The following is a 22280-nucleotide window of genomic DNA, read 5'->3' as shown; positions in this document are numbered from 1 at the left end:
AGGTGTGGCCAGTTTTAGCCAGCAAAGGTCCGGAAATGCTAAGTCACCTAGGGAAACATTTCGTCACGAACACCGCGGGAGCCTTGTCTGGAGGCCCGGGATATGCAGGTTTTTGCGCGGTTTAGCTGGCCCTTGCTTGCACGTCACGACGCCGTGCCCAAAACCGCGTCGAACCGTTCCAGAGCGATCTCCGCGAGGATCGGCGAGGGCAGCAGCGGTGCCGAAACAACGTCCGCTCCGGCCTTGAACAACTGATCGTGGAAGTAACCGGTAGCCAGCAGGTAGGAGGAGATGAAGACCCTGCCGGGTTGCACGTCCCCAGCGAGTTCCGCACGCAAGGAGGCGACGCCGTCGGGCACTGTTGGCTTCGCACTGGCACCGTAAGCGACGCGAACCTTGTTCGGGAGCAGCTCGGCGAGTTGCCGCGCCTGCTCCTCCGAATCCACCGACCCATCCGGAAGCGAGGATCCAGCGGCGGCCAGCAGCACGCCGTCGTTCTCGTTCAGCCCCGCGGCGCGCAGGTGCGTAGCCAGCAGCTCGGCCAGCCGCGGATCCGGACCCAGCGGACGTGCCGCCACTACCTCGGCTCGGCTCTTGATCGCCTTGGGCACGTCCACCTTGATATGGAAGCCGGTACTCAGCAAAAGCGGTACGACGACGGCGGCAGTCCCCTCGGGCAGGCCCTCCACCACGCCGGACAGCTCCGGCTCCTGGACGTCGACGTACGCCTCCAGGACCTGAAGCCCGGGCCGGAGTGCTTCGATTTCGGCCATGACCTGGCGGATGGCGGCTTGGCCTTCGGCGTTACGGGTTCCGTGGGCACACGCGATCAAAACGGGGCTGTTCATGGGTGCAAGCGTAACGTTGAGCCAGCATGATCGTCCGTCTGTGAACGAAGAATGGAGCCACATTTGTTCACTCTTGACCTCGCGCTGGTATGGCTTGACCTTGCCGGCGTGTTCTTCTTCGCAGTCTCAGGATCGTTGCTGGCTGCCCGCAAACAATTCGACATCGTTGGCTCCGTATTGCTGGCCTCCATTGTGTCCTTGGGTGGCGGCGTGATCCGGGACATTGTCATCAACAACGGTCCGCCGATCGCCTTCACCAACCCCGTCTACCTGGTTCCTCCTCTGCTGGCAGCGCTGCTGGTGTACTTTCTGTTCTCGTCAGTCCAGCGCTTCACGTCCTTGCTGACCCTTTTCGACGCCGGTGGCCTGGCTCTGTTCTGCATCACCGGCACGCTCAAGGCCATGACGGCCGGCATGAATCCCGTCGCGGCGATTCTGTTGGGCGTCACCACCGCCGTTGGCGGTGGCCTGCTGCGCGACATCACAGCCAACGAGATCCCCACCCTTTTTAACGCCCGCGATCTCTACGCCTTGCCTGCCTTTGTCGGGGCCGGGCTGACTACCTTGCTGTGGCAGGTTGGCTTGTTCAACGGACTCACGGCCGTGATGGTGGCCCTGGTGGTTTTCGCCTTCCGCGTGGTGGCCTGGCGACGCAGTTGGTACGTGCCGTTGGCCGTCCGCGGATGGCACCGCGCAGGCACTGGTGCAAGCGCAAATTCGGGGGCCCGGGATTAGCTAGGATAAGAGCATGACTGACATGTTCCTCGAGAAGTTCCGCGCGCTGGTCCCTAAGTATCTCGAGGATGAATGGCAGGAAGAAGACGGCCTCACGCCCGACGAACTGGACGACGCCCTCGCCGATCACTCCTTCACCATCCCGCTGGTTCTCCGCGAGTTCTACCTCGCCATCGGCGGTTGTGAAGACCTCATGGAGGCCTACCACTACTTCTGGGACCCCGAGGAACTCGAGGTCGATGACGAAGGTTTCCTCATGTTCTTGGAGGACGAGGAAGAGCAATTCACGTGGGGCTTCCGCACGGCCGATCTCGGCATCCCGGACCCCATCGTCTGGCGCCGCAACAACGCCCGCGGCCAGTGGAAGAGCGAGGAAGGCACGTTCTCCGAGTTCGTGTTCGACATGTTCGAATGGGCATTCAACGACGAAGACTAGGCATTTGCAGCCCCTGCGCACCCATGATGGGTTGCGTGGGGGCTGCTTTTTTGTTGGGGGCCTGGGTTTTTGGGTCTGTTGTGCTGTGGGTTGGGTGCTGCGGCTTCCTGACCCACTTTGACCCCGCGACGGCGGCTTCGCACCCCATTAGGGTTGCATTCGGGCTGCCCCAGCTTCAAACAGGGTCACCACGCCCCTCCCCCGTCGGAGCCACGACGGCGACACCCACCCGAGCGCCCCGCCTGGCCGCCGGGCTGCTGGCGCACGGGCTGAGTTGCCGGAGTGGTGGGCTGCTGGGGTTGCTGGCGCACGGAGGATCCCCGACTTCCTGACCCACTTTGACCCCGCGACGGCGGCTATGCACCCCATTGGGGTTGCACTCAGGCTGCCCCGGCTTCAAACAGGGTCACGGAGCCACACCCTCCCCCGTCCGGGTCACCTCGATGCCCTAAACAAGCACGACGGCGACACCCACCCGAGCGCCCCGCCTGGCCGCCGGGCTGCTGGCTCCCTGTGCCTCCGCTGCTTCCGGACCCACTTTGACCCCGGCGACGGCGGCTTTGCACCCCATTGGGGTTGCATTCGGGATGCCCCAGCTTCAAACAGGGTCACGGAGCCACGCCCCTGTCGGAGCCACGACGGCGACACCCACCCGAGCGCCCCGCCTGGCCGCTGGGTTGCAGGAGTGGTGGGCTGCTGGCTCCCTGTGCCTCGACTTGCCGCCGCACGGAGGATCCGCTGCTCCCGGACCCACTTTGACCCCGGCGACGGCGGCTTTGCACCCCATTGGGGTTGCATTCAGGCTGCCCCAGCTTCAAACAGGGTCACGGAGCCACGCCTCCATATGAGTCATGGCGTCCCCCGTCCAACCAAAGAGTGTCTCGGAGCCACACACGGATGGGCTGCCCTCCTGGCCAAACCTGCCGGTTAAACGGAATGGCCCCGGTTCCTTGCAACGTTACGAGTCATACGCTGCAGTGAACCGGGACCACAATCTCCGTTCGCATCAGACCCACCGGAGGCATTTAGTGGATCCATGAATAGTTTATGACAACCCTGTCACATACGCAACTCTTCGCGTCAAAGGAATTTCTGAATATAGCGAGCCTATTTACGCCCGCGTGGAGTTATCCACATACGGCACATAGACCACCCATCCCGGACGTGCCGGCAGGAACCATGGCCTCATGGACCTTCTCGATTTCCTTCGCAACCGGCGCGGCGTAGCCAAGGCCACCGACCTCAACAAAGCCGGCTTCTCGGATCGAGCACTGGCACGCGCCCTTGAATCCGGTTTGGTCAGCAGGCTGAAGCGTGGGATCTACGTCGCCAAGGGAGCAGACCCCGACGTCGTTGCCGCCTTTCGTGCCAACGGTCGCCTGACCTGCGTCTCGGCAGCACGGTTCCACGGGCTTTGGACTCTCCCCGGAGACCCGGAAGGCCTGCATCTCAGTTGCGGAAATGGCTTGCCGCGGAGCGGGGTAGTAAATCATGCCCCGTGCATCCACCCTGTGCATCCATTTTTGCCAATCGCCGGCGCAGCTGACGTTCTGCTCCACGCCTTGAGATGCCAACCTGAGCTTGAGGCATTGGTCTTGGTTCAGAGCGCAGTGAGCCAGGCTCTAGTGACTCTCGAATTCCTGAGGGCCAAGCTCCCCGGCAACCGCAACGGACGGGCCCGGGCAATCCTCGACCTTGTCCTGCCAAGGGCGGACTCCCTACTGGAAGTTTTAGCCCACACGCACTTTGTCCGGGCGGGGCTCCGCGTCCTCATGCATGTCCAACTGCCGGGGGTTGGCGAAGTCGACTGCCTCGTGAACGACTGCCTCGTCATCGAACTCGACGGCGGCACCCATTTGGAGGCAAAACAGGTGAAGAAGGATCAATACAGGAACAACGCCAGCATTCGGGGAGGGCGCCTGGTCCTTCGTTATTACTACTCGGACGTCGTTCACAACCCAGAGCGAATGGTGGCCGAGGTCCTCGCAGTATTGGCCAGCAGGGAAGCCGGGCACTTCGGACCGCCACGCTCCAGACCAGACTGGCTAACGGCGTCGTAAATCCCCCAAACGGACGTGACCAACTGACCCTCTTTGAAAACCAAACAGCCCCCGCGCAACCCAAAAAGGGTGCGCAACGACTACCGGAACCTCAAACAAGGTCAGGAAGCCACAACGACGGCAACAGAAAAGCCCACAGAAAAGCCCACAGAAACCCTAGCTGCTGCGGTCCACCACGGCGTGGGCAAAGTTGGTCAGCGAGGCCTTCACAACGCCCTCGGGCAGCGGCGCCAAAGCTGCAATGGCCTCGGAGGACCATTGGCGGGCAATCTTCCAGGACTCGGTGGTCACCGGGTGCTCGCGCAGTCCGGCAACAGCTTCGGCGAGGGCTGCATCAGAAGACAGGTCGCCATCCACCAGCTCAAGAAGAGACTGAGCAGACACGTCACCGGCTGCAGCATCGCGCCGCAGCAAGAGCACCGGCAGAGTGGGAACGCCTTCGCGGAGGTCAGTGCCCGGGGACTTGCCGGACTTGACCTTCACACCGGTGACGTCAATGACGTCGTCGGCAAGCTGGAAGGCCACGCCAACCTTCTCGCCGTATTCCACGAGGACATCTTCAAAGGCCGGATCAGCACCAGCGAAGATCGCGCCAAGCTGACCGGACGCGGCAACCAAGGAACCGGTCTTGTCGGCAATGACGGACAGGTAGTGCTCCACGGCGTCTTCGTCCTCGCGCGGGCCCACCGTTTCGTGCAGCTGACCGAGGCACAGGCGTTCGAAGGTTCGAGCCTGGATGCCCAGTGCGCGCGAGCCAAGCTCGGACACCAGAATGGAAGCCCGGGCAAAGATGAGGTCGCCGGTGAGGATGGCCACCGAGTTGCCCCAGACCTCATGGGCCGTAGGAGCTCCGCGGCGGAACGGAGCAGAGTCCATGACGTCGTCGTGATACAGGGTTGCGAGGTGTGTCAGCTCCACAACAACTGCGGCCTGAACAACCTCCGGACGTGAAGCATCGCCAAGGTGGGCACACAGCAACGTGAGCAGCGGACGGATGCGCTTGCCGCCGGCTTCCACCAGGTGCCGCGACGTTGCGTCAGCCAGTGGATCCGAGTTGGAGATGGCTTCCCGAAGCTTCTTCTCCACACGGGCAAGGTTGGTGGTGATCGCAGGGCCGAGTTCGGCATCGCCGGCGATGGCGGCAAAACCGGCGGGGAGCTGGAGCCCCGTTGCGATCGCGGTGGTGTTGGGAGCAGGCTCAACAGTGTCCGGCAGGCCGTGCCCGGCATGCGTCCAGCTGTGTTCGGCAGAGTTCGTCACGGCTTAACCCTAACTAGTTGTTGCGGAAACCGCGGTGTCGGAGTCTGCCGGCTTAAAAGGACGGACAGAGGAAGTGTTGGACGTCGCCGGGACGAGCATCTCGAGGACGCGGATGACGCGATCCTCGAAACCTTTGGCGGCGGGGTCGGTCAGGTTGGCGAGCATGCGCACCACAAAACGCATCAGCACCGGAATCGGCATTCCAGTGCGCAGCGCCAGCTTCATGACCGCTGGCTTCCCGATCAAGGAAGCAAACATACGGCCCAAAGTGAAGTGCGAGCCCCACTGGTCCCGCACATAGTCCGCATAGCGCGAAAGGTGGGCATCGGCGTCGTGCGTGGTCCAACCGGCGGAAGCCGAACGCGCGGCACCATCAATCAGGAACTCAGCCGCGAACCGGGCCGACTCCATGGCGTACGAGATGCCCTCGCCGTTGAACGGGGACACCATGCCGCCGGCGTCGCCGAGGAGGAGCAGCCCGGGTGAGTAGTGCGGGGTGCGGTTGAAGCCCATGGGCAGCGCCGCGCCGCGGATCTCGCCCACCTGGTTCTCGGGCGTGAAACCCCAGTCTGCCGGCATGCCGGCGGTCCATTCGCGAAGGACCTGCTTGTAGTCGAGCTTGCCGAATTCTTTGGAGGAGTTCAGGATGCCGAGGCCAACGTTGGACGTGCCGTCGCCGACGCCGAACACCCAGCCGTACCCGGGAAGCGGCTTGCCGGACTTGCCGGGCAGTTCAAGCCAACCTTCCATCCAGTCGTCCTCGTGCCGCGGCGATGTGAAGTAAGTACGCACGGCGACGCCCAGCGGGCGGTCATCGCGCTTGTGCATGCCCAGCGACACTGCGGTTCGCGTCGAGTTGCCGTCCGCAGCGAGTACGACGTCGGCAAGAAAGTCGCGCGTTTCGCCCGTCTTGCGTCCGGACTCGTCGAGGATGGCTGCCTGAGCGCCGATGACGCGTCCGTCATCCGACGTCAAAGCGGACGTAACACTGTGGCGTTCAAGCACGACGGCGCCCGCGGACTGTGCGTGACGGGCCAGGTCCTCGTCGAAACCCAGACGCGTCCGGATCAGGCCGTAGGTGGGAAAGTCGGAAACTTCGGGCCAGGGCAGTTCGATAGTGCGTCCGCCGGCGATCAGCCGAAGGCCCTTGTTCCGGCGCCACCCTTCCTCAACAGCGTGCGGCAGACCCAGCTTCTGGATTTCGCGGACCGCACGCGGGGTGAGTCCGTCGCCACAGACCTTCTCACGGGGAAACGAAGTCTTTTCCAGAACCGTGACGTCAATTCCGGCCTGGGCCAGGTAATACGCAGCAGTGGACCCCGCGGGGCCCGCGCCAACAATCAGTACTTTCACGTCGTCCTAAATAGCGGCTGTTCGGCAGTCGGCCTTAGCTGGGTTGCGTTCCGGCTTGGCGGCGCGGCTTGATCTGCCGGCGCAACTTGGCCACGGGAACGCTCTCGCGGTGCTCGGCCGGCTTCTGAGCACGGTGCACGGCGACAATTCCACCGCTGAGGTTGCGGTACGTGATGTCCGTCCAACCGGCGTCGCTCAGCCACTGGGCAAGGTGATCCTGGTCCGGCCAGGCGCGGATCGACTCTGCCAGGTAGACGTACGCATCAGGGTTGGAGGAGACCTTGGTAGCGATGGCCGGGAGGGCACGCATCAGGTATTCGGTGTAGAGGTTGCGCCACAACGGCACTACGGGCTGTGAGAACTCGGCGATGACCAGACGGCCGCCGGGCTTGGTGACGCGAAGCATCTCCGCGAGGGCCTTGTGGGGTTCGTTGACGTTGCGCAGGCCGAAGGAAATCGTGGTGGCGTCGAAGCTGTTGTCCGCGAACGGGAGGTTGGTGGCATCCCCGGCGATGAAGTCGATGTCCGGGCGGCGGCGCTTGCCAACCTTGAGCATGCCGAGCGAGAAGTCGCAAGCCACGACATCCACGCCGGCGTCCGCATAGGGCTCGCTGGAGCTGCCGGTTCCTGCGGCCAAATCGAGGACCTTTTGGCCCACTTTCACATCCATGGCATCGACGACAATCCGGCGCCACCGCCGGGTCTGCCCCATCGAAAGGACGTCATTTACGACGTCGTATTTGGGGGCGACATCGTCAAACATCGTCGCAACTTCGTCCGGACGCTTTTCCAAGGATGCTCGGTTCACCCTGTAATTGTCTCAGACATTCAGCGGACTTTGCTGCGCTGTAGAAGTCGGAACGGGTTCTGGTTGCACCCGGGAGTACTGTTGTTCCATCATGACGAGCACGCTCCGCACCTTGACAGTCCCCCTCGATGTCGAATCATCCTCAGGGGGGCTGCCGTCGTTTCTGGTGCGGGACGACGTCCTCTGCTGGTCCCGCCGCGAAGCCGGGGTGGTGGGCTACGGCGAACTCACCCGTTTCAGCGCCACCGGGCCCGAGCGCTTCCTCGAGGCCGATATCTGGTGGCGGCACCTCATTCTTGAGGCCGAAATCACAGACCACGTTGAGATTCCCGGCACAGGCCCAGTGGCCTTCGGCTCCTTCGCGTTCTCCAAGACCTCCCCGCACATTTCCCGGCTGATCCTTCCGGAGCTTGTGGTCGGCATCCGCGACGGCCGCGCGTGGGCAACCCAGCTAACGTTCGACGACGGCGAACTCACCGAGGCGGGCGTCCTCGCCGAGGTGGACCGCTGGCTCAATTCAGGCGACGGGTGTGAAGCGGCTGAGGCCGACAGCGTGGCCAGTGCGGCCGGCGCGGTGGCCAGTGCGGCTCGCGCCGTGGCCGACGTGACCGGCGGCGTGACGGCGGCAGGAGGGTCCGACGTCGGACTCTCGCCTGCGGTTAACGCGTCCAGCGACGGGCGCGGGACGCTGAGCCGCGGGTCGCTGAGCGAGGCCGACTGGATGCAGGCCGTAGCGAACGGCGTGCAGGAAATCCGCGCGGGCAAGCTGGAGAAGCTCGTGCTGGCGCGCGACGTCGTTGCTACCCTCCCCGACGGTGTGAGCGCGGCGGAAGTCCTTCGCGAACTGGCCGCCAGGTATCGCGAATGCTGGACGTACGGCGTGGACGGCCTGGTGGGCGCGACGCCGGAAATGCTGATCCAGGTGGAGGGCCGCACCGCCCAGGCGCGTGTGTTGGCCGGGACCCTGGATCGTCGCGATGCCGAGGGCGTGGACGGTTCCCCCATGGCCTACGCAGAGCGCGTGCTCGCGGGATCCGAGAAGCAGCGGCACGAACATGAGATCGCCATCGACTCGCTGACCACCCAGCTGGCTCCATTCTCCGAGGCCATGAATTCTCATAGCGAGCCGTTCATTCTGGAGCTTCCGAACGTCTGGCATCTGGCCTCCGATGTGAAGGCCGAGCTGGCCGATATCGAGGGACACGTGCCCACATGCCTTGCACTGATTAACGCCCTGCACCCCACGGCAGCCGTGTGCGGCACACCAACCTTGGTGGCCGGGGCGCTGATCCGAAAGCTGGAGCATCTGGACCGCGGTCCGTATGCCGGGCCGGTGGGCTGGCTTGATGCGGCGGGCAATGGCGAATGGGGCATTGCGTTGCGCGGCGCGGTGATCGAGGACGTCAATACCGTGCGGCTCTACGCGGGTTGCGGAATCGTGGAGGGATCGCAGCCGGAGGCCGAACTCGCTGAAACCTGGGCCAAGTTCCGGCCGATGCTGGAGTCGCTGGGAATCCGCCGCTGAATCTGGGATTCCAGACTGGGCTTCTGTGTAGGTACTTGATTAATGAGTAAAGTGGTTATCCAATAGTGAAACTTAGTTTCCTGTGATGCACATCTCACGTTCGGCGCTACACTAAAACCGACTCAGTTCAGCATCCACTGCAACAAAAGGTAAAAAACATGCAGATCTCCCGTTCGGTTCTGTCCGGTACCAAGGTGGCCGCCGTCCTCGCAGCAGGCGCCTTGGCCCTGACCGCATGCGGTGGCTCGTCCACTCCGGCCGCCTCGAATGACTCGGGCCTCAAGCTCATCAACGCCGGCAAGCTCACCGTTTGCTCCGACGTTCCCTACGAGCCCTTCGAATTCCAGAAGGACGGCAAGATCGTCGGCTTCGACATGGACATCGCGGCTGAACTGGCCAAGGACGTCAAGGCAGAGCTCAACGTTGTGGACAGCTCCTTCGAGGCTATCGAGACCGGCACCGCACTGACCGGTTGCGACGTCTCCATCTCCTCGATCTCCATCACGGACGTCCGCAAGAACGTCATGGACTTCTCGAGCCCCTACATGGACGACGACCTGACTCTCGTCGCCACCTCGTCCTCCGGCATCAGCAACCTGGATGGCGCCAAGGGCAAGAAGGTTGGCGTCCAGCAGGCCACCACCGGCGCCCAGTACGCCAAGGACAAGGGAATCGACGCCCAGCAGTTCGAAGACTCCGGCCTCCTGGTCCAGGCCCTTAAGGCCGGCACCATCGACGCTGCTGTGGGCAACCAGTCGGTCCTGGGTTACGCCATCATGGGCGACTCCAACCTCAAGCGCGTTGAAGACTACGCAACGGGTGAGAAGCTCGGCATCTCCATCAAGAAGGGCAACACCGCCATGGCGGACGCCGTGAACGCCACGCTCAAGCGCATCACCGACGACGGCACCCTTAAGAAGTTTGAGACCACCTGGTTCGGCGAGGCCACCAAGTAGTTCGAGCCGTCGGCTCCCAAGATCCACGCAGTTGGGGCCCCGAAACGATACGTTGTTTCGGGGCCCCACCTGCGCAACATGAATGTGAGAACACCATGGCAATGACTGCACGTCAACGAGCCAAAGTCAGCCTGTACGTCCAAGCCGGAATCTTCGTTGTGGCAGTGGCCGCCGTGATTTTCGCGGTGGACTGGAAGACCGTTGGAAACAGCGTCTTCAACTTCGCCAAGATCGGCCCGATGTTCCCGGACATCTTCCTGGTGGGCCTCAAGAACACCCTGATCTACACAGCCTTGGCATTTGTGGTTGGCCTCTCCGGTGGTCTGCTGCTGGCCTTGATGAAGCTCTCCTCGTTCCCCTTGTACCGCTGGCTTGCCACCGGATACATCGAATTCTTCCGCGGCGTTCCCGCCCTGCTGGTCTTCATCGCCTTCGGCTACGGCGTTCCGCTGGCGTTCGGCGTCCAGTGGGACGTCAACATCGTGGTCATGGTTTCCCTGGGCATGGTGGCGTCCGCCTACATCGCAGAGACGCTCCGCGCCGGCCTCCAGGCAGTCCCCAAAGGCCAGATGGAAGCAGCCCGCTCGCTGGGCATGCCGCACTGGCGCGCGATGGTCTCCATCGTCATCCCCCAAGCTTTCAAGATCGTGCTGCCGCCCCTGACCAACGAGATCATCCTCCTCACCAAGGACTCCTCGCTGATCTACGTCCTGGGACTCACCGCCTCCCAGTACGAGCTCACCAAGTTTGGCCGCGACGGCATCTCCAGCCTCGGTGCCGGCCTGACGCCGCTGCTCGTGGCCGGTGCCTTCTACCTGGTCATCACCATCCCCTTGAGCCTCCTGGCACGGAAGTTCGAAAGCCGCTCCGCGCGGACGAAGCGATAGGCAGGACAGTCATGAAAAATTCCAATGGGAGCACGGCCACCGTTCGCGCCGCGGGCGTGGAAATCACTGATCTCCGCAAGTCCTACGGCAGCAACGAGGTCCTCAAAGGCATCTCGCTGACCGTGGAACCGGGTCAGGTTGTGTGCCTGATCGGGCCTTCGGGCTCGGGCAAGTCCACCCTCCTCCGCTGCGTTAACCTGCTCGAACAGCCCAACGCAGGGACCATCACCGTGGGCAAGTTCGAGGCGACCGACCCTGATGTCGACCTGAACCGTATGCGCCAGAGCGTCGGCATGGTGTTCCAGCACTTCAACCTGTTCCCACACCTCACTGTGCTGGACAACTGCACCATTTCGCAGATCAAGGTCCTCAAGCGTTCCAAGTCCGAGGCCGCCACTGTGGCACGCCGCAACCTGGAACGAGTGGGCCTCGGACACCTGGCCGACCGGTTCCCGGACCAACTCTCCGGCGGCCAGCAGCAACGCGTGGCCATTGCCCGGGCTCTGTCCATGGACCCGCAGCTGATGCTCTTCGACGAGCCCACGTCCGCTCTCGACCCGGAGACGGTGGGCGACGTCCTCGCCGTCATGCGGAAGCTGGCCCAGGAAGGCATGACCATGCTCGTGGTCACACATGAGATGGGCTTCGCCCGCGAAGTGGCCGACCGCGTGGTCTTCATGGATGCAGGCGTAGTTGTTGAGGAAGGCTCCGCTGAACACGTCATCGGTTCGCCCTCTCAGCCGCGCACCAAGGAATTCCTGCGCCGCGTCCTCGACCCGACCCATATTGAGGTTGTGGAGGACTAGTACTTCCGACCGCCGACTCTTCACGACGGGAGGGCGACACTCGTAACCGGGTGCCGGCCTCCCGTTTTCGGTTTGGTGGGGGTGGTGGCTGGCGCGGCTGGCGCGGCTGGCGCACCCCTCGCCGCCCGGCGCACCACACCTTCCCCACTCTCACCCCGCTGGCGCACCCAGTCCCGCCCGGCGCACCACACCTTCCCCACTCTCACCCCGCGGCGCACCACTTCCCACCCGGCGCACCACACCTTCCCCACTCTCACCCCGCTGACGCACCACTTCCCGCCCGGCGCACCATCGCTCCCCCGCGGCGCACCACTTCCCGCCCGGCGCACCCGTAACTACGGGTGCGAATGGCGCCAAAGGGCGCGACGCAGGTGAAGAACGGGCGCGGATGGCGGCAAAGGGTGCGACCCACCCATCAGCCAAAGCACCACACCTTCCCCGCTCTCACCAAGTTGACGCACCACTTGCCGCCCGGCGCACCACATCCCGCCCGGCCCACCATCGCTCACCCGCGGCGCACCACTTCCCGCCCGGCGCACCCGTAACTACGGGCGCGGATGGCGGAAACGGGTGCGACGCCGTGAAGAACAGGCGCGGATGGCGGCAACGGGCGCGACGCAGGTGAAGAACGGGTGCGAATAGCGGAAACCGGTGCGGCGTTGGCCCACGTGAGAAGCGAAACCGACACTTAGCCGGCTGTCAGGACCTTGCCCACAGCACCGGAAACAGCTTCCTTGATACGCGCATGCAACCCCCGGAGGCCCGCCCGGTCCACGCGTACTTCCACTATGGTTCGTCCCTTCAAGGGTGCCTTGAGCGCCACGGCAAGTTCCGCCGTCGTACTTACTGCGACATGTCCGACGCCGTACGCGGCCGCGAGTGCCGAAATGTCCACTGTGTGCGGAGTGCCGAAGAGGCGTTCGACGGCGGTGCCGTAGGCGCCCGAGTCTTCCACGGCGCCGTGCTCCAGGAGGGCGAAGATGGCCCCGCCGGAATCGTTGAGGACCACGATCCGGAGATCCGGGACAGGTTCGCCGTGCCCCAGGAGGAGCCCACCGGCGTCGTGAAGAAGGGTGACGTCGCCCAGCAAGAGGGTGGTTTCACGGCCGCTCCCCAAGGCGATTCCGGTGGCGGTGGCCACCGTGCCATCGATGCCGGCCAGGCCACGGTTGGCGTAGATCGTGGCAATCGGTTCTGTGTGCGGCTGGCCGGCGAGGTCCACATCGCGGATGCCGTTGGAGGATCCGAGGACCAACTGGCCACGGGAGTGCGCCCAAACCGCGGCGCCGACGGCCGGCCCATTGGCATCAGCCTCCCCTGCCAGAACGCCGTCGAGAGCGTGCTGGGCAGCGGCCCCCGCCAAGAGCCAGGAGTCGAGCCATTCGGCGGAGCCCCGACCAGCGAATTCGGCCAATTCGGGCAGGCTTTCGAAGGGCACTTCACGTCGCCGGCCAGCCTCGTACCAAGCCACGGGAACAGGCTGGTAAATGGCCGATTCGACGCTTTCCCGGGCCAACAGCGCAGAGACGGGCCGGGACAACGTGGCACGTCCGAACAGCACCACGCGCTCAATCGGCGACGTGGATTCAGATCCGAAATGTTCAAGGAGAAGCCGGTAGGGTCCCACCGAGTTGGGGCCGAACCGGGCGTTCGATGACGGTTCCGCCAACAAAGGAAGTCCGTGGGCTCGCGCGAACGCCTCGGCCACAGGTCCGGCATCGTGACCCGCGAGAACCACAGTACGTCGCTCGGGGAGGTCCAACGGGGCTGCCGGAAGGTCGAAAGCCTGCGGCCCGGCGTCGTAATGGAACACGCCGTGGCCCGCGGCTGTCGGGAGCGAATCCCCAGTCGCGGGAACCAGCGGGTCGCGGAAGGCGAGGTTCACTTGGACGGGCCCAGGCGGGGTGTCCTCAAGGGCGCCGGTGGCGGCATAGAGCGCCGTCTCCACGGCACGCTGGGGGCTGTCCCCCGCTGCGACGTCGACGGCGAAGCGAACGTGTTCGCCGAAAAGGTCCATCTGGAGGGTGGTCTGGTTCGCCCCGGTACCGTGAAGTTCTTCCGGCCGGTCGGCCGAGATCACTACGAGCGGCACGGCCGAGTGGTTGGCTTCCATGACAGCAGGCAAGAGATTCCCGACGGCGGTGCCTGAGGTGGTCAGGACCGCCGCCGGGGCTTCGGTCGAGAGGGCCAGGCCCAGCGCAGTGAAACCGGCATCACGTTCATCGATGCGTACATGGAGGCGCACCCGTCCGCCGACTTCCGCCTCGGCCAGGGCGTATGCCATCGGCGCGGACCGCGAACCGGGCGACACCACCACATGCCGCACACCGCCGTCGAGCAGTGCCAGAACGGCGATCCGGGCGGCGGCGATGGATGTCAGAGAGTCCTGGGAAGTCACTGTTCCAGTCTATTGGCGCTGGCAGGGCCCCCAAACGCCCACTCAAGTAACACCCGCAAACGACGAACGCTCTCTCACTGTGCCGGTCTCGGCCGGAAGTGAAAGAGCGTTCGTCGAAAACCTGCGGGAAGTGAAAGAGCGTTACTTACGGAACACCTGGACGACCGAGGGGCGCGGCGCACGCACCGCTCCGGGGGCCGGAGCAGCTCCGTCAGCGACGTAGTCCGGGAAGAACGAGTTCTGCGCGGCAAACGTGCCTTCCTCGCCCGGGTGCTGCACGGCGACGAAGACTGTGCGCTCGTCGTCGTGGATGACCGGGCCACAGGTTTCGGCGTCACGCGGCACGGCAAGGAACTGCTCCACCTTGCCACGTTCCGTGCCTTCCAAGGTGACCTTGAAGAGGCCGTCTGCGTAGCCGATGGTTGATGGTGCGCCATCGGTGGAGATCCACAGGTTGCCCACGGAGTCGAAGGCCACGTTGTCCGGGCAGGAGATCGGTGAAACCTTATCCGCAGGGAAGCCGGCGAAGTACGTGGAGGTGTTCTTGGCGGGATCGCCTGCCACCAGCAGCAGGGTCCAGTTGAACGTGGCACCCGTCTGCTCGGGTCCTTCGGTAATTTCCACAATGTGGCCGTCGCGGTTCAGTGTCCGCGGGTTGACCTCGGTGGCACCTTCGTTGCCCGGCTTGCCACGGTCGGAGTTGTTGGTGCAGGCAACGTAGACCTTGCCGGTGAGGAGGTTCGGCTGAACGTCTTCACAACGGTCCATCTTGGTGGGGCCCACCTTGTCGGCGGCGAGACGGGTGTAGACCAAGACCTCGGCTACAGACATCCCCGGTACGGCAGAGGCACCGTCAACAACCAGCGGCAGCCATTGCCCCGAGCCGTCGAATGCTCCGTCGGTGGGCAGCTTGCCGGTCCCGTCGATTTCGGACACCGGGGAATCGCCGGTGAAGCGGGCAACATAGAGGTCGCCTTCGGACAGGAGGCCCATGTTGTTCTTGCGCGCTGCGGCAGAGTCGCCGGGCTGGTACTTGCCCTTGGAGACAAACTTGTAGAGGTAGTCGAAACGCTCGTCGTCGCCCATGTACGCCACAACATGGCCGTTGGGGGCAACGATCACGTTGGCGCCCTCGTGCTTGAAGCGGCCCATGGCGGAGTGCTTCTTGGGTGTGGAGGTGGGGTCGAACGGATCCACTTCCACGATCCAGCCAAAGCGGTTGGTCTCGTTGGCGTATCCGACGTTGCGTGTGTCGAAGCGCTGCTCGTCCAGTTCCCACTGGCGTGTGGTCGCTTTGGCGGAAAGACCGTAGCGCTTGTCACCGTCGCTGGTGCCCGGTGCAGCGAAATAGCCGTTGAAGTTCTCTTCGCCGGACAGGATGGTGCCCCACGGGGTGGTTCCGCCGGAGCAGTTACCCAGGGTGCCCTTGATCCAACGGCCAGCGGGGTCATCGATGGTCTTGACCAGGTTGGTTCCCGCGGCGGGACCGGTGAGCTCGTAAATGGAGTCCGTGAGGAAGCGGCGGTTCAGCGGTGCACCCTGGACGTAGCTCCACGGCTTGTTCTTGTTCTTGCGTTCCAGCTCAACCACGGTCAGTCCGTGCCCGGCACGGCCAATGGCACGGGCCTCGGCGGCATCGAATCCGACGGGCAGCATGATGTTCTCGTTGGTGTATTCGTGGTTTGTGAACAGGACGGCACGGCGGTCCTTGGAGCCCGGGACCGGCAGGATGTCTGTGTAGTCGTTGTTGTAGCCGAACTGCCGGGCTTGGGCAGCAGCGGTCTGAGCGTTCAGGTTGAATGCCGGCGAATCAGCGAACAGGGGGTCGCCCCAGCGGATGACCGGCTTCCAGTCGAAACCTTCAGGCACGGTGAAAGCGTCCACGGCGGCGTCCACCGGCTTGATGGCCGTGAACTTGAGTTTGGACTTCTCGAAGCCCTTCTTCGCAGCATCGGAAAGCCCTGCGCCCGAATCGGCAACTGCAGGTTCAGCACCGGTCACAGCGCCACCCAGAACGACCGCGAGCGCTCCGGCGGCGCCGAGCCCCAGGGCCGCACGACGGGTCATCGCAGCTGAGGCTATGTCGCGGAAGTAGCCGTTGGAGCTGGTGTTGCAGACATCGCCAGCACAGGCATTGTCGCACTTCAGGGCGCAAGTGACGGCGCTGCGCTTGCCCTTGGTGTGGCCAAGCATGGGAAGCAGTGGGAACGAGCGTCCGGTTTCAGACATGGGGGACCTTCCAGAGAATGTACGAGGTTCCCGCTGAGCCTTTCAGCGCAACCCAAATATGAGAGGTCTCTCTGGTTAAGTTCCGGTGAACAAGCCGTTCCTCTGGGCAGCCAACACGGTATGCACCCGTCGTAGCCTCTCCAACCACCAGTCGCGGCGTTCCTTTGGCGCTGCAAACTGCTCAAGCAGCCCGGGATCGGCGACGGCTTCGCGAAGCCGGATGGCGCCGTCGTCGGCCACCAAAGGATCCAGCGTGATGTCGGAGCCGAACAGCGAAACGGTGCCCAGGCCGCAAGCGTACGGAAGTTCAGGGAGCGCGGCCGCGAGCGCCAGCCCGGCCCGGATCCCAACAGAGGTGTCAAGCGCGGAGCTTACGACCGCGGGCAGGCCGGCCTGGGCGACGATATCCAGGGCCCGCCGGACACCCCCGAGCGGCGCCACTTTGACCACGATCAGGTCTGCTGCGCCTGCGCGAGCCACCTTCAAGGGGTCGTCCTCCTTGCGCACGCTCTCATCGGCGGCGATGAGGACTGGGGTTCCAGCTGCTGCGAGGCGCCGACGGACCTCTGCCAAGCCCTCGATGTCAGGCACCGGTTGCTCGGCGTATTCCAACCCGAGATCGGACAGTGCACGCAGCGCTTCCACGGCTTGCTTGATGTCCCAGCCCCCGTTTGCGTCCACCCGGATGGCAGCGTCCGGCAGGGCCTGCCGTACCGCTGTGACACGGTGGATGTCGTCCGCCAGTAGTTGCCCACGCTCGGCGACCTTGACCTTCACTGCATCCACTCGGCCAAATCGGGCGAGGACCTCAGGTACGCGCTCCGCGGAGACTGCTGGAACCGTGGCGTTAACGGGAATGCTGTCCCGCAGAGCGGGCGGGAACCCCAGCCAGCCTGCCTCGATGGTGGAGGCCAGCCAGCGGGAGGATTCGACGTCGTCGTATTCCGGGAAAGGGCAGAACTCACCCCAACCCCGCGGTCCGCGCAGCAGGAGGGTTTCGCGCTCCATGATCCCGCGGAACTTCACGCGCATGGGCAACGAGACAACGTGGGCGGAAGCGAGGAGTTCCTCAAGCGAGGGCAATTGCGGCGGATTCACGGGCATATTGCCACTGTACCGGCCTGCTTTCCGGCGCCCGTCATGCCAATCGGGCTATGTGGATAACTTCGCGGGTGCCCTACTCAGACCAGTACTTCCGGACCTTGCCCAGCGCCTCGCTCAAGTCCGCGCCCGATATACGAAGGGAGCTCTCCGACATCCCCAACTCGTCCCATTTGGCCACGAGTTCGCTGTCGCCTTCAAGAGGCAGGGGCCACAGCCAGTACTTCGCAGAACCTTGAACTTGTTCGTCGCTGCCGCTGCCGCCCCCGCCACCGATCATGGTGAGGACCGGGCCGGAAACGTCATCGGTCCCATCAAACATCTGCGGGCTTGGATACGAAGCAACGGCTCTGCGGCCGTCCGGGAAACCCACGCCCACCATGGCACCAGGCGAGCCCGGACGGCTGAACGTCTGCTCCATGACGTGGCGCCATTCCCGCTCGGTTTCGTTGGTCCGGCGGACGCTCCACGTCAGCTCCAGTGCACACCCGGTGGAGTACACCTCCACCAGTTTCACGGCCATCACCAGTTGCGGTCCGCTGTGAACAAATTCGCCGATGTGCACCACGCCCGGGAGTTCGTCCGACGGCGGTCCCGCCCATCCGGGCCTGAGTGGTTGTGGTTGGCGGGGTCTCTGGGCAGGCTCGGGGAGGTCGTCGAAGAAACTCATAATCCACTCTTACACTGCCACCACGGCGGATGGGAGGTTTAGGGTCAAACCGAGAGGCGACATCCACGGTATTCTCTGATTCACGGCTCACTCTCATGGGGGATACATGTCTCAGTCAACATACGGTTCGACGACGCCACCCGGCTGGTTCCCGGATCCCTCCGATCCTCGACAATTGCGGTGGTGGGACGGGGTGCAATGGACGCCGCATCTGGCACCAGCAAGCGCCCAGTTCCTCACGCAGCAGCGGGTTTTGATCAGCGCCTCGACGCCGGTTTACAACCCGTTCATCTGGGCAATCGTCTTGATGCCGGTCGTCTCCATTCTGTTGATGCTCACGTGGCAGCCCGAGTTCCGGTACTTAACAACCCGCCAGGGGGTTACCACCCTGGATCCCACGTCGATGTATACCCCCAGCTACGTCCTGCTTCAGATCTCGGGGCTCGTGATCTACGCACTTTCGGTCCTGTTCGCCTACTTGGACTACCAGCGGTTGGCGCGTTCCGGCGTCGTACGTCCTTTCCACTGGGCTTGGACGTTCCTTAGCGGGACGGTGTACATCATTGGCCGCTCGGTGATCGTCCGTAAAGTGGCGCTTGGCCGCGGCTTGTGGCCGATCTGGGCCTTGATTGGCGTGACGGTCCTGAGCTTTATTGTGGTTTCCGTCTGGTTCTCGATCATGTTCTCCTCGATGGTCTCTCAGATGGGGTACTCCGTCTCGGCCTAGCGCCCTGGCCTGCCCGTCCAATCACATTTGGGGACACATGACTGACGAAAATGGACGCCCGACGACGGCACCGGGCTGGTACGCGGACCCGGTGGATCCGCGGTACTTCCGTTGGTGGGACGGCGTCGCGTGGACTGGGCACGTGGGGCCGCCGACGTGGCAATTAATGGCTGCCCAACCTGGCCCGCTCAGCAAGGAAACGCCGGTCTACAACTCCTTCATTTGGATCATCGCGTGCCTTCCGTTCCTGCCCGCGGTGCTGTTGCTCACGTGGAACCCGGAAATCCGCTTCTACACGAGCGAGGGCATTAATGTCCCCGACCCGGACTCGATATTCACTGTTGGGTACTACCTCATCATTGGCGGCGCGGCATTCGTCTACGGCGCGACCGTTCTGCTCGCCTCCCTTGACTACAAGCGGCTGGTGCATGCCGGCGTCGTGCGTCCTTTTCATTGGGGGTGGGCGTTTTTGGGTGGGGTTCCCTACGTCATGGGCCGTGCAGTCACCGTGTACAAAGTGGCTCCGCGGCGCGGGCTGTGGCCTCTCGGCGTCATCGTGGCTGGCTGGGTGCTCTACTACGTCGTTGGATTTGTGAAGTCTCTGGACATGATGCAATCGATGTTCTCCCAGATGGGTTACTCCGTGTCCGCATAACGCCCTCACACGCGTTAGGTAGACTGCAACCAGAAGAGCAGCGAAGCATGGAAGGACTCCCCCGATGAACCGCAAGGCCACTGCACTGGACGTCGCCAAGAGGGCGGGGGTTTCCAGGAGCGCGGTGTCCTTGGTGCTGAACGGCCGCGGCGACGGCAACGTGGCCAAGGAAAGCCAGGACCGGATCCGACTCGCCGCCCAAGAGCTCAATTACTCCCCCAATGCGATCGCGCTCAGCTTGCGCAACCAGCGTTCACGCGTCATCGGGATCGTGTCCGACGAAGTTGTGGTCAGCCCCTTCGACGGCAACATCATCGGCGGGGCCGACGACGTCGCCCGCAGCCGCGGCTTCGTCACCGTGGTCATGGACACCGAGCGCGACGCCGCCAGGGATGCGAGCGCCATCGAAACCCTGTTGGACCGGCAAGTGGACGGGCTCATGTACGTCACCGTCGGCCTGAAGCCGTTGTCCGTGCCGCACGGCATGCTCGGCGTGCCGTCCGTCCTGGCCAACTGCTACGACGACAGCCCCACTCCTCAGCTCCACCACGTCATTCCGGACGAAGTCACTGGCGGCCGGGAAGCCACCGAACACCTGCTGGCGTTGGGTCACAGGGACATTGCCCTGTTGGCTGGAGCGGAGGATTCTCCCGCCGCTCCCCTGCGCGTCCAGGGTTACCGCGACGCACTCGCTGCGGCCGGCATTCCGGTCCGCCACGACCGGGTCTCCTTCGCAGGCTGGGACATCGACACCGGGTTCCGCGGGGCCATGAAACTGCTCGACGGCGGGTCCCCGGCTGATCGGCCCACCGCCATCATGTGCGCGAACGACCGACTGGCCATCGGCGTCGCCCTCGCTGCAGCCCGCCTGGGACTCAGCATCCCGGCCGACCTCTCCGTGATGGGTTACGACGACGAAGCCCGGATCGCCGACACCATGGTCCCCGCCCTCACCACCATGGCTCTGCCATTGCGGGAGATCGGACGGTCAGCCATGACAACGCTGCTGGATGCGATCGAGGGAACCTCCACGCAACCGCGCACGACGGCGGGCCCCACGTTGGAAACGATGGTCCCCTGCCGCCTCGTCATCCGCGAGTCGACCGGCCCAGTCCCCTCTCGCTAACCCACACCACACGCGTTGCGGGGCCCACTCTGCGCCCCAAAACACCACCCAAGCACGCACACCAGGCCCCGCAACACCCACCCCACACGTTGCGGGGCCCACTCTGCGCCCCAAAACACCTACCAAGCACGCACACCAGGCCCCACAACACCCACCACCACACGCGTTGCGGGGCCCACTCTGCGCCCCACAACACCCACCAAGCACGCACACCAGGCCCCACAACGGAGGCGGTATCGGAGAGCTTAGGCCGGAAGGGTCAGCTCCCAGACGTCGGCCGTTGCGCCAGCGGGAAGGCTGAGCTGCCATTCCTCTCCGGGCGCGGGGTATGCCCGAAGCGTCGTCGCGACGGAACCACTCCGGTAGACCTCTACCAGTGAGGCATCCAGGAAGATCCGGAGCTCCTCACCAGCAGCCAACGCCCCGGAGAATACGGGTTGCCGGCTCTCGCCCGCGCCCAGCACGAGCTCGACTGGCTCCGAACCAGCAGCAGAAGAAGAGGAAGAATCAGCAGCACCCCGCACCAACACCTCAGCGAAGCCCGGAACTACAACCGCCCCGGACGCGCCCGTGGCCACCGCAGCGCCACGATACGCGAGGACTTCGGGCGCAGGCGAGACGGCCAAGGCGCCATCCACCACCGACAAAACGCGCGGGTGTGTCAGCACACCTGCCCAGCCGGCGTGGTCGATTTCAGCCTGGGAGCGTCCCCTGCGGCCGTCACGTCCGGGACCTTCGTTGGCCCACCCGAACAGCAGCGCCGACGGCGAGGAACCGGACGAAAGCTGCACGATCTGCGGGGCGTAGAAGTCGCGGCCGAGGTCGGACTTCCCACCGGAAGAAGGCACAAAAACAGGCAACCCTGAAACAGGATCCTCGGTCAAGGACCCGATTAAGTGGCCCACACCGTTGGCGTGCTCGTGGTCGTCGCCGGAGAGCCACAGCGAGAACATCATGACCCACGTGGAGCCGCCGGAAGCGACCGGAACCTGGACCAGCTGGGGGCACTCCCAGATCTCAGCTGGGGTATTGGAAGCCGCCACAGGATCAGCGGTGGTCAGCCAGATCCCCTGGTACTTCCAGTGATTCATGTCCTCCACTGTGTAGAGGAGCAGAGCGGCGCGACCATCAGCCAGACCCGCTCCCTGGATAGCGTATCGAGCTCCGTTGAAGCGGAAGATGAAGGGGTCGCGCACGGCCGTGACCTGAGGATCAGCAGGCATGGAGGCTGCGACGTGCCCGTCCTGTTTCCAGGTCACCAAATCCGAGGAACCGCGGGCGATCACTACCTGCGAATGCCCTCCGTGGTCCTTCACGCCGGAGTAAGCAGCCGTTGGCACGCCACCGTCGTCGGTCACTACGCCCGTCCAGCACCCGGCAGAGTCGGGCCCGCCTGCCTGAGGCGAAAGCGCAACCGGGTGCTCTTCCCACTGGACCAGGTCCGGGGAGCTCAGGTGGCCCCATTGGATCTGCCGGTGCCGGGCCGACTCCGGGTTGTACTGGAAGAAGACGTGATACCGGCCGTTGATGTGGCTGATGCCATTGGGATCATTGATCCACCCCCGGGCGGGCCGCGGGTGGAACCGCGGAAAGGCCGGGTCCGGGTGCGTGGCCGCCGCCGCAAGCGCCGGGCCAGCAGAAACAGCAGAGGAAACTGCCGAGGAAACAAGGTCCGTCATAATGAACCCTTTCTAAGAGAA

The 22280-nt window shown here is 64.1% G+C and carries 19 protein-coding genes; 10 read left to right on the top strand and 9 right to left on the bottom strand.

Annotated elements, in window-relative coordinates:
* Positions 1-143 precede the first annotated feature (143 nt).
* Positions 144-848, bottom strand: a complete 705-nt coding sequence (locus ACIQC5_RS01295) for a sirohydrochlorin chelatase (protein WP_400277867.1) — start codon at positions 846-848, stop codon at positions 144-146.
* Positions 849-911: 63 nt separating this feature from the next.
* Here ACIQC5_RS01295 and ACIQC5_RS01290 point away from each other — a divergent pair, with 63 nt between their 5' ends.
* The 3 genes from ACIQC5_RS01290 (at position 912) to ACIQC5_RS01280 (ending at position 4079) form a co-directional block, all read left to right on the top strand.
* Complete coding sequence (locus tag ACIQC5_RS01290) at positions 912-1583, top strand: trimeric intracellular cation channel family protein (RefSeq protein WP_400277865.1); 672 nt, start codon at positions 912-914, stop codon at positions 1581-1583.
* 13 nt (positions 1584-1596) lie between these two features.
* Complete coding sequence (locus ACIQC5_RS01285; protein WP_400277863.1) at positions 1597-2019, top strand: hypothetical protein; 423 nt, start codon at positions 1597-1599, stop codon at positions 2017-2019.
* 1187 nt (positions 2020-3206) lie between these two features.
* Positions 3207-4079, top strand: coding sequence for a type IV toxin-antitoxin system AbiEi family antitoxin domain-containing protein (locus tag ACIQC5_RS01280; protein WP_400277861.1), 873 nt, complete (start codon positions 3207-3209; stop codon positions 4077-4079).
* Positions 4080-4235: 156 nt separating this feature from the next.
* Here the strand turns inward: ACIQC5_RS01280 and ACIQC5_RS01275 are convergent, their stop codons facing one another.
* The 3 genes from ACIQC5_RS01275 to ACIQC5_RS01265 are packed head-to-tail and all read right to left on the bottom strand — an operon-like array spanning position 4236 to position 7500.
* Positions 4236-5339 carry a polyprenyl synthetase family protein gene (locus ACIQC5_RS01275; protein ID WP_400277859.1) on the bottom strand — a complete coding sequence of 368 codons (1104 nt, stop codon included), beginning with the start codon at positions 5337-5339 and terminating at the stop codon, positions 4236-4238.
* Between the two features lie 9 nt (positions 5340-5348).
* On the bottom strand, positions 5349-6692 hold the full coding sequence (locus ACIQC5_RS01270) for a geranylgeranyl reductase family protein (RefSeq protein WP_400277857.1): 1344 nt from the start codon (positions 6690-6692) through the stop codon (positions 5349-5351).
* 34 nt (positions 6693-6726) lie between these two features.
* Positions 6727-7500 (bottom strand): demethylmenaquinone methyltransferase, encoded by a 774-nt coding sequence (locus tag ACIQC5_RS01265; RefSeq protein WP_400277856.1) that lies wholly within the window; start codon positions 7498-7500, stop codon positions 6727-6729.
* A 91-nt stretch (positions 7501-7591) separates the two neighbouring features.
* On the opposite strand from ACIQC5_RS01265, the gene ACIQC5_RS01260 reads away from it, so the two are divergent.
* The 4 genes from ACIQC5_RS01260 to ACIQC5_RS01245 all read left to right on the top strand — a co-directional run bounded on the left by ACIQC5_RS01260 (position 7592) and on the right by ACIQC5_RS01245 (position 11674).
* The gene (locus ACIQC5_RS01260; RefSeq protein WP_400277854.1) at positions 7592-9025 is read left to right on the top strand and encodes an isochorismate synthase MenF; all 1434 of its coding nucleotides are present in this window, start codon (positions 7592-7594) and stop codon (positions 9023-9025) included.
* A 158-nt stretch (positions 9026-9183) separates the two neighbouring features.
* Entirely contained in the window at positions 9184-9981 is a 798-nt protein-coding gene (locus tag ACIQC5_RS01255; protein WP_400277852.1) for an ABC transporter substrate-binding protein, read from the top strand.
* A gap of 95 nt (positions 9982-10076) precedes the next feature.
* Positions 10077-10868, top strand: coding sequence for an amino acid ABC transporter permease (locus ACIQC5_RS01250; RefSeq protein ID WP_400277850.1), 792 nt, complete (start codon positions 10077-10079; stop codon positions 10866-10868).
* Positions 10869-10879: 11 nt separating this feature from the next.
* On the top strand, positions 10880-11674 hold the full coding sequence (locus ACIQC5_RS01245) for an amino acid ABC transporter ATP-binding protein (protein WP_400277848.1): 795 nt from the start codon (positions 10880-10882) through the stop codon (positions 11672-11674).
* Between the two features lie 688 nt (positions 11675-12362).
* Here ACIQC5_RS01245 and menD read toward each other — a convergent pair.
* The 4 genes from menD to ACIQC5_RS01225 form a co-directional block, all read right to left on the bottom strand.
* Positions 12363-14072: a 2-succinyl-5-enolpyruvyl-6-hydroxy-3-cyclohexene-1-carboxylic-acid synthase gene (gene menD / locus ACIQC5_RS01240; RefSeq protein ID WP_400277846.1), complete on the bottom strand. Its 1710-nt coding sequence runs from the start codon at positions 14070-14072 to the stop codon at positions 12363-12365.
* Positions 14073-14213: 141 nt separating this feature from the next.
* On the bottom strand, positions 14214-16301 hold the full coding sequence (locus ACIQC5_RS01235; RefSeq protein WP_400277844.1) for a PhoX family protein: 2088 nt from the start codon (positions 16299-16301) through the stop codon (positions 14214-14216).
* 75 nt (positions 16302-16376) lie between these two features.
* Positions 16377-17405 carry an o-succinylbenzoate synthase gene (locus tag ACIQC5_RS01230; protein ID WP_400277842.1) on the bottom strand — a complete coding sequence of 343 codons (1029 nt, stop codon included), beginning with the start codon at positions 17403-17405 and terminating at the stop codon, positions 16377-16379.
* Positions 17406-17478: 73 nt separating this feature from the next.
* Entirely contained in the window at positions 17479-18072 is a 594-nt protein-coding gene (locus tag ACIQC5_RS01225) for a hypothetical protein (protein WP_400277840.1), read from the bottom strand.
* A gap of 106 nt (positions 18073-18178) precedes the next feature.
* Between ACIQC5_RS01225 and ACIQC5_RS01220 the strand changes: the two genes are divergently transcribed.
* The 3 genes from ACIQC5_RS01220 (at position 18179) to ACIQC5_RS01210 (ending at position 20580) form a co-directional block, all read left to right on the top strand.
* Positions 18179-18799: a DUF2510 domain-containing protein gene (locus ACIQC5_RS01220; protein WP_400277839.1), complete on the top strand. Its 621-nt coding sequence runs from the start codon at positions 18179-18181 to the stop codon at positions 18797-18799.
* A gap of 37 nt (positions 18800-18836) precedes the next feature.
* A complete protein-coding gene (locus tag ACIQC5_RS01215; protein ID WP_400277837.1) occupies positions 18837-19454 on the top strand; it encodes a DUF2510 domain-containing protein in 618 nt (205 codons plus the stop codon).
* A 64-nt stretch (positions 19455-19518) separates the two neighbouring features.
* Positions 19519-20580: a LacI family DNA-binding transcriptional regulator gene (locus ACIQC5_RS01210; protein ID WP_400277835.1), complete on the top strand. Its 1062-nt coding sequence runs from the start codon at positions 19519-19521 to the stop codon at positions 20578-20580.
* Positions 20581-20825: 245 nt separating this feature from the next.
* Here the strand turns inward: ACIQC5_RS01210 and ACIQC5_RS01205 are convergent, their stop codons facing one another.
* The gene (locus tag ACIQC5_RS01205) at positions 20826-22259 is read right to left on the bottom strand and encodes a glycoside hydrolase family 32 protein (RefSeq protein WP_400277833.1); all 1434 of its coding nucleotides are present in this window, start codon (positions 22257-22259) and stop codon (positions 20826-20828) included.
* Positions 22260-22280 lie beyond the last annotated feature (21 nt).

Origin of the sequence: Paenarthrobacter sp. NPDC092416 (assembly GCF_044755025.1) — a bacterium.
Classification (GTDB): domain Bacteria; phylum Actinomycetota; class Actinomycetes; order Actinomycetales; family Micrococcaceae; genus Arthrobacter.
Note: the sequence above shows the minus strand (reverse complement) of the source record. Positions and strands in the feature narration are given on the sequence as shown.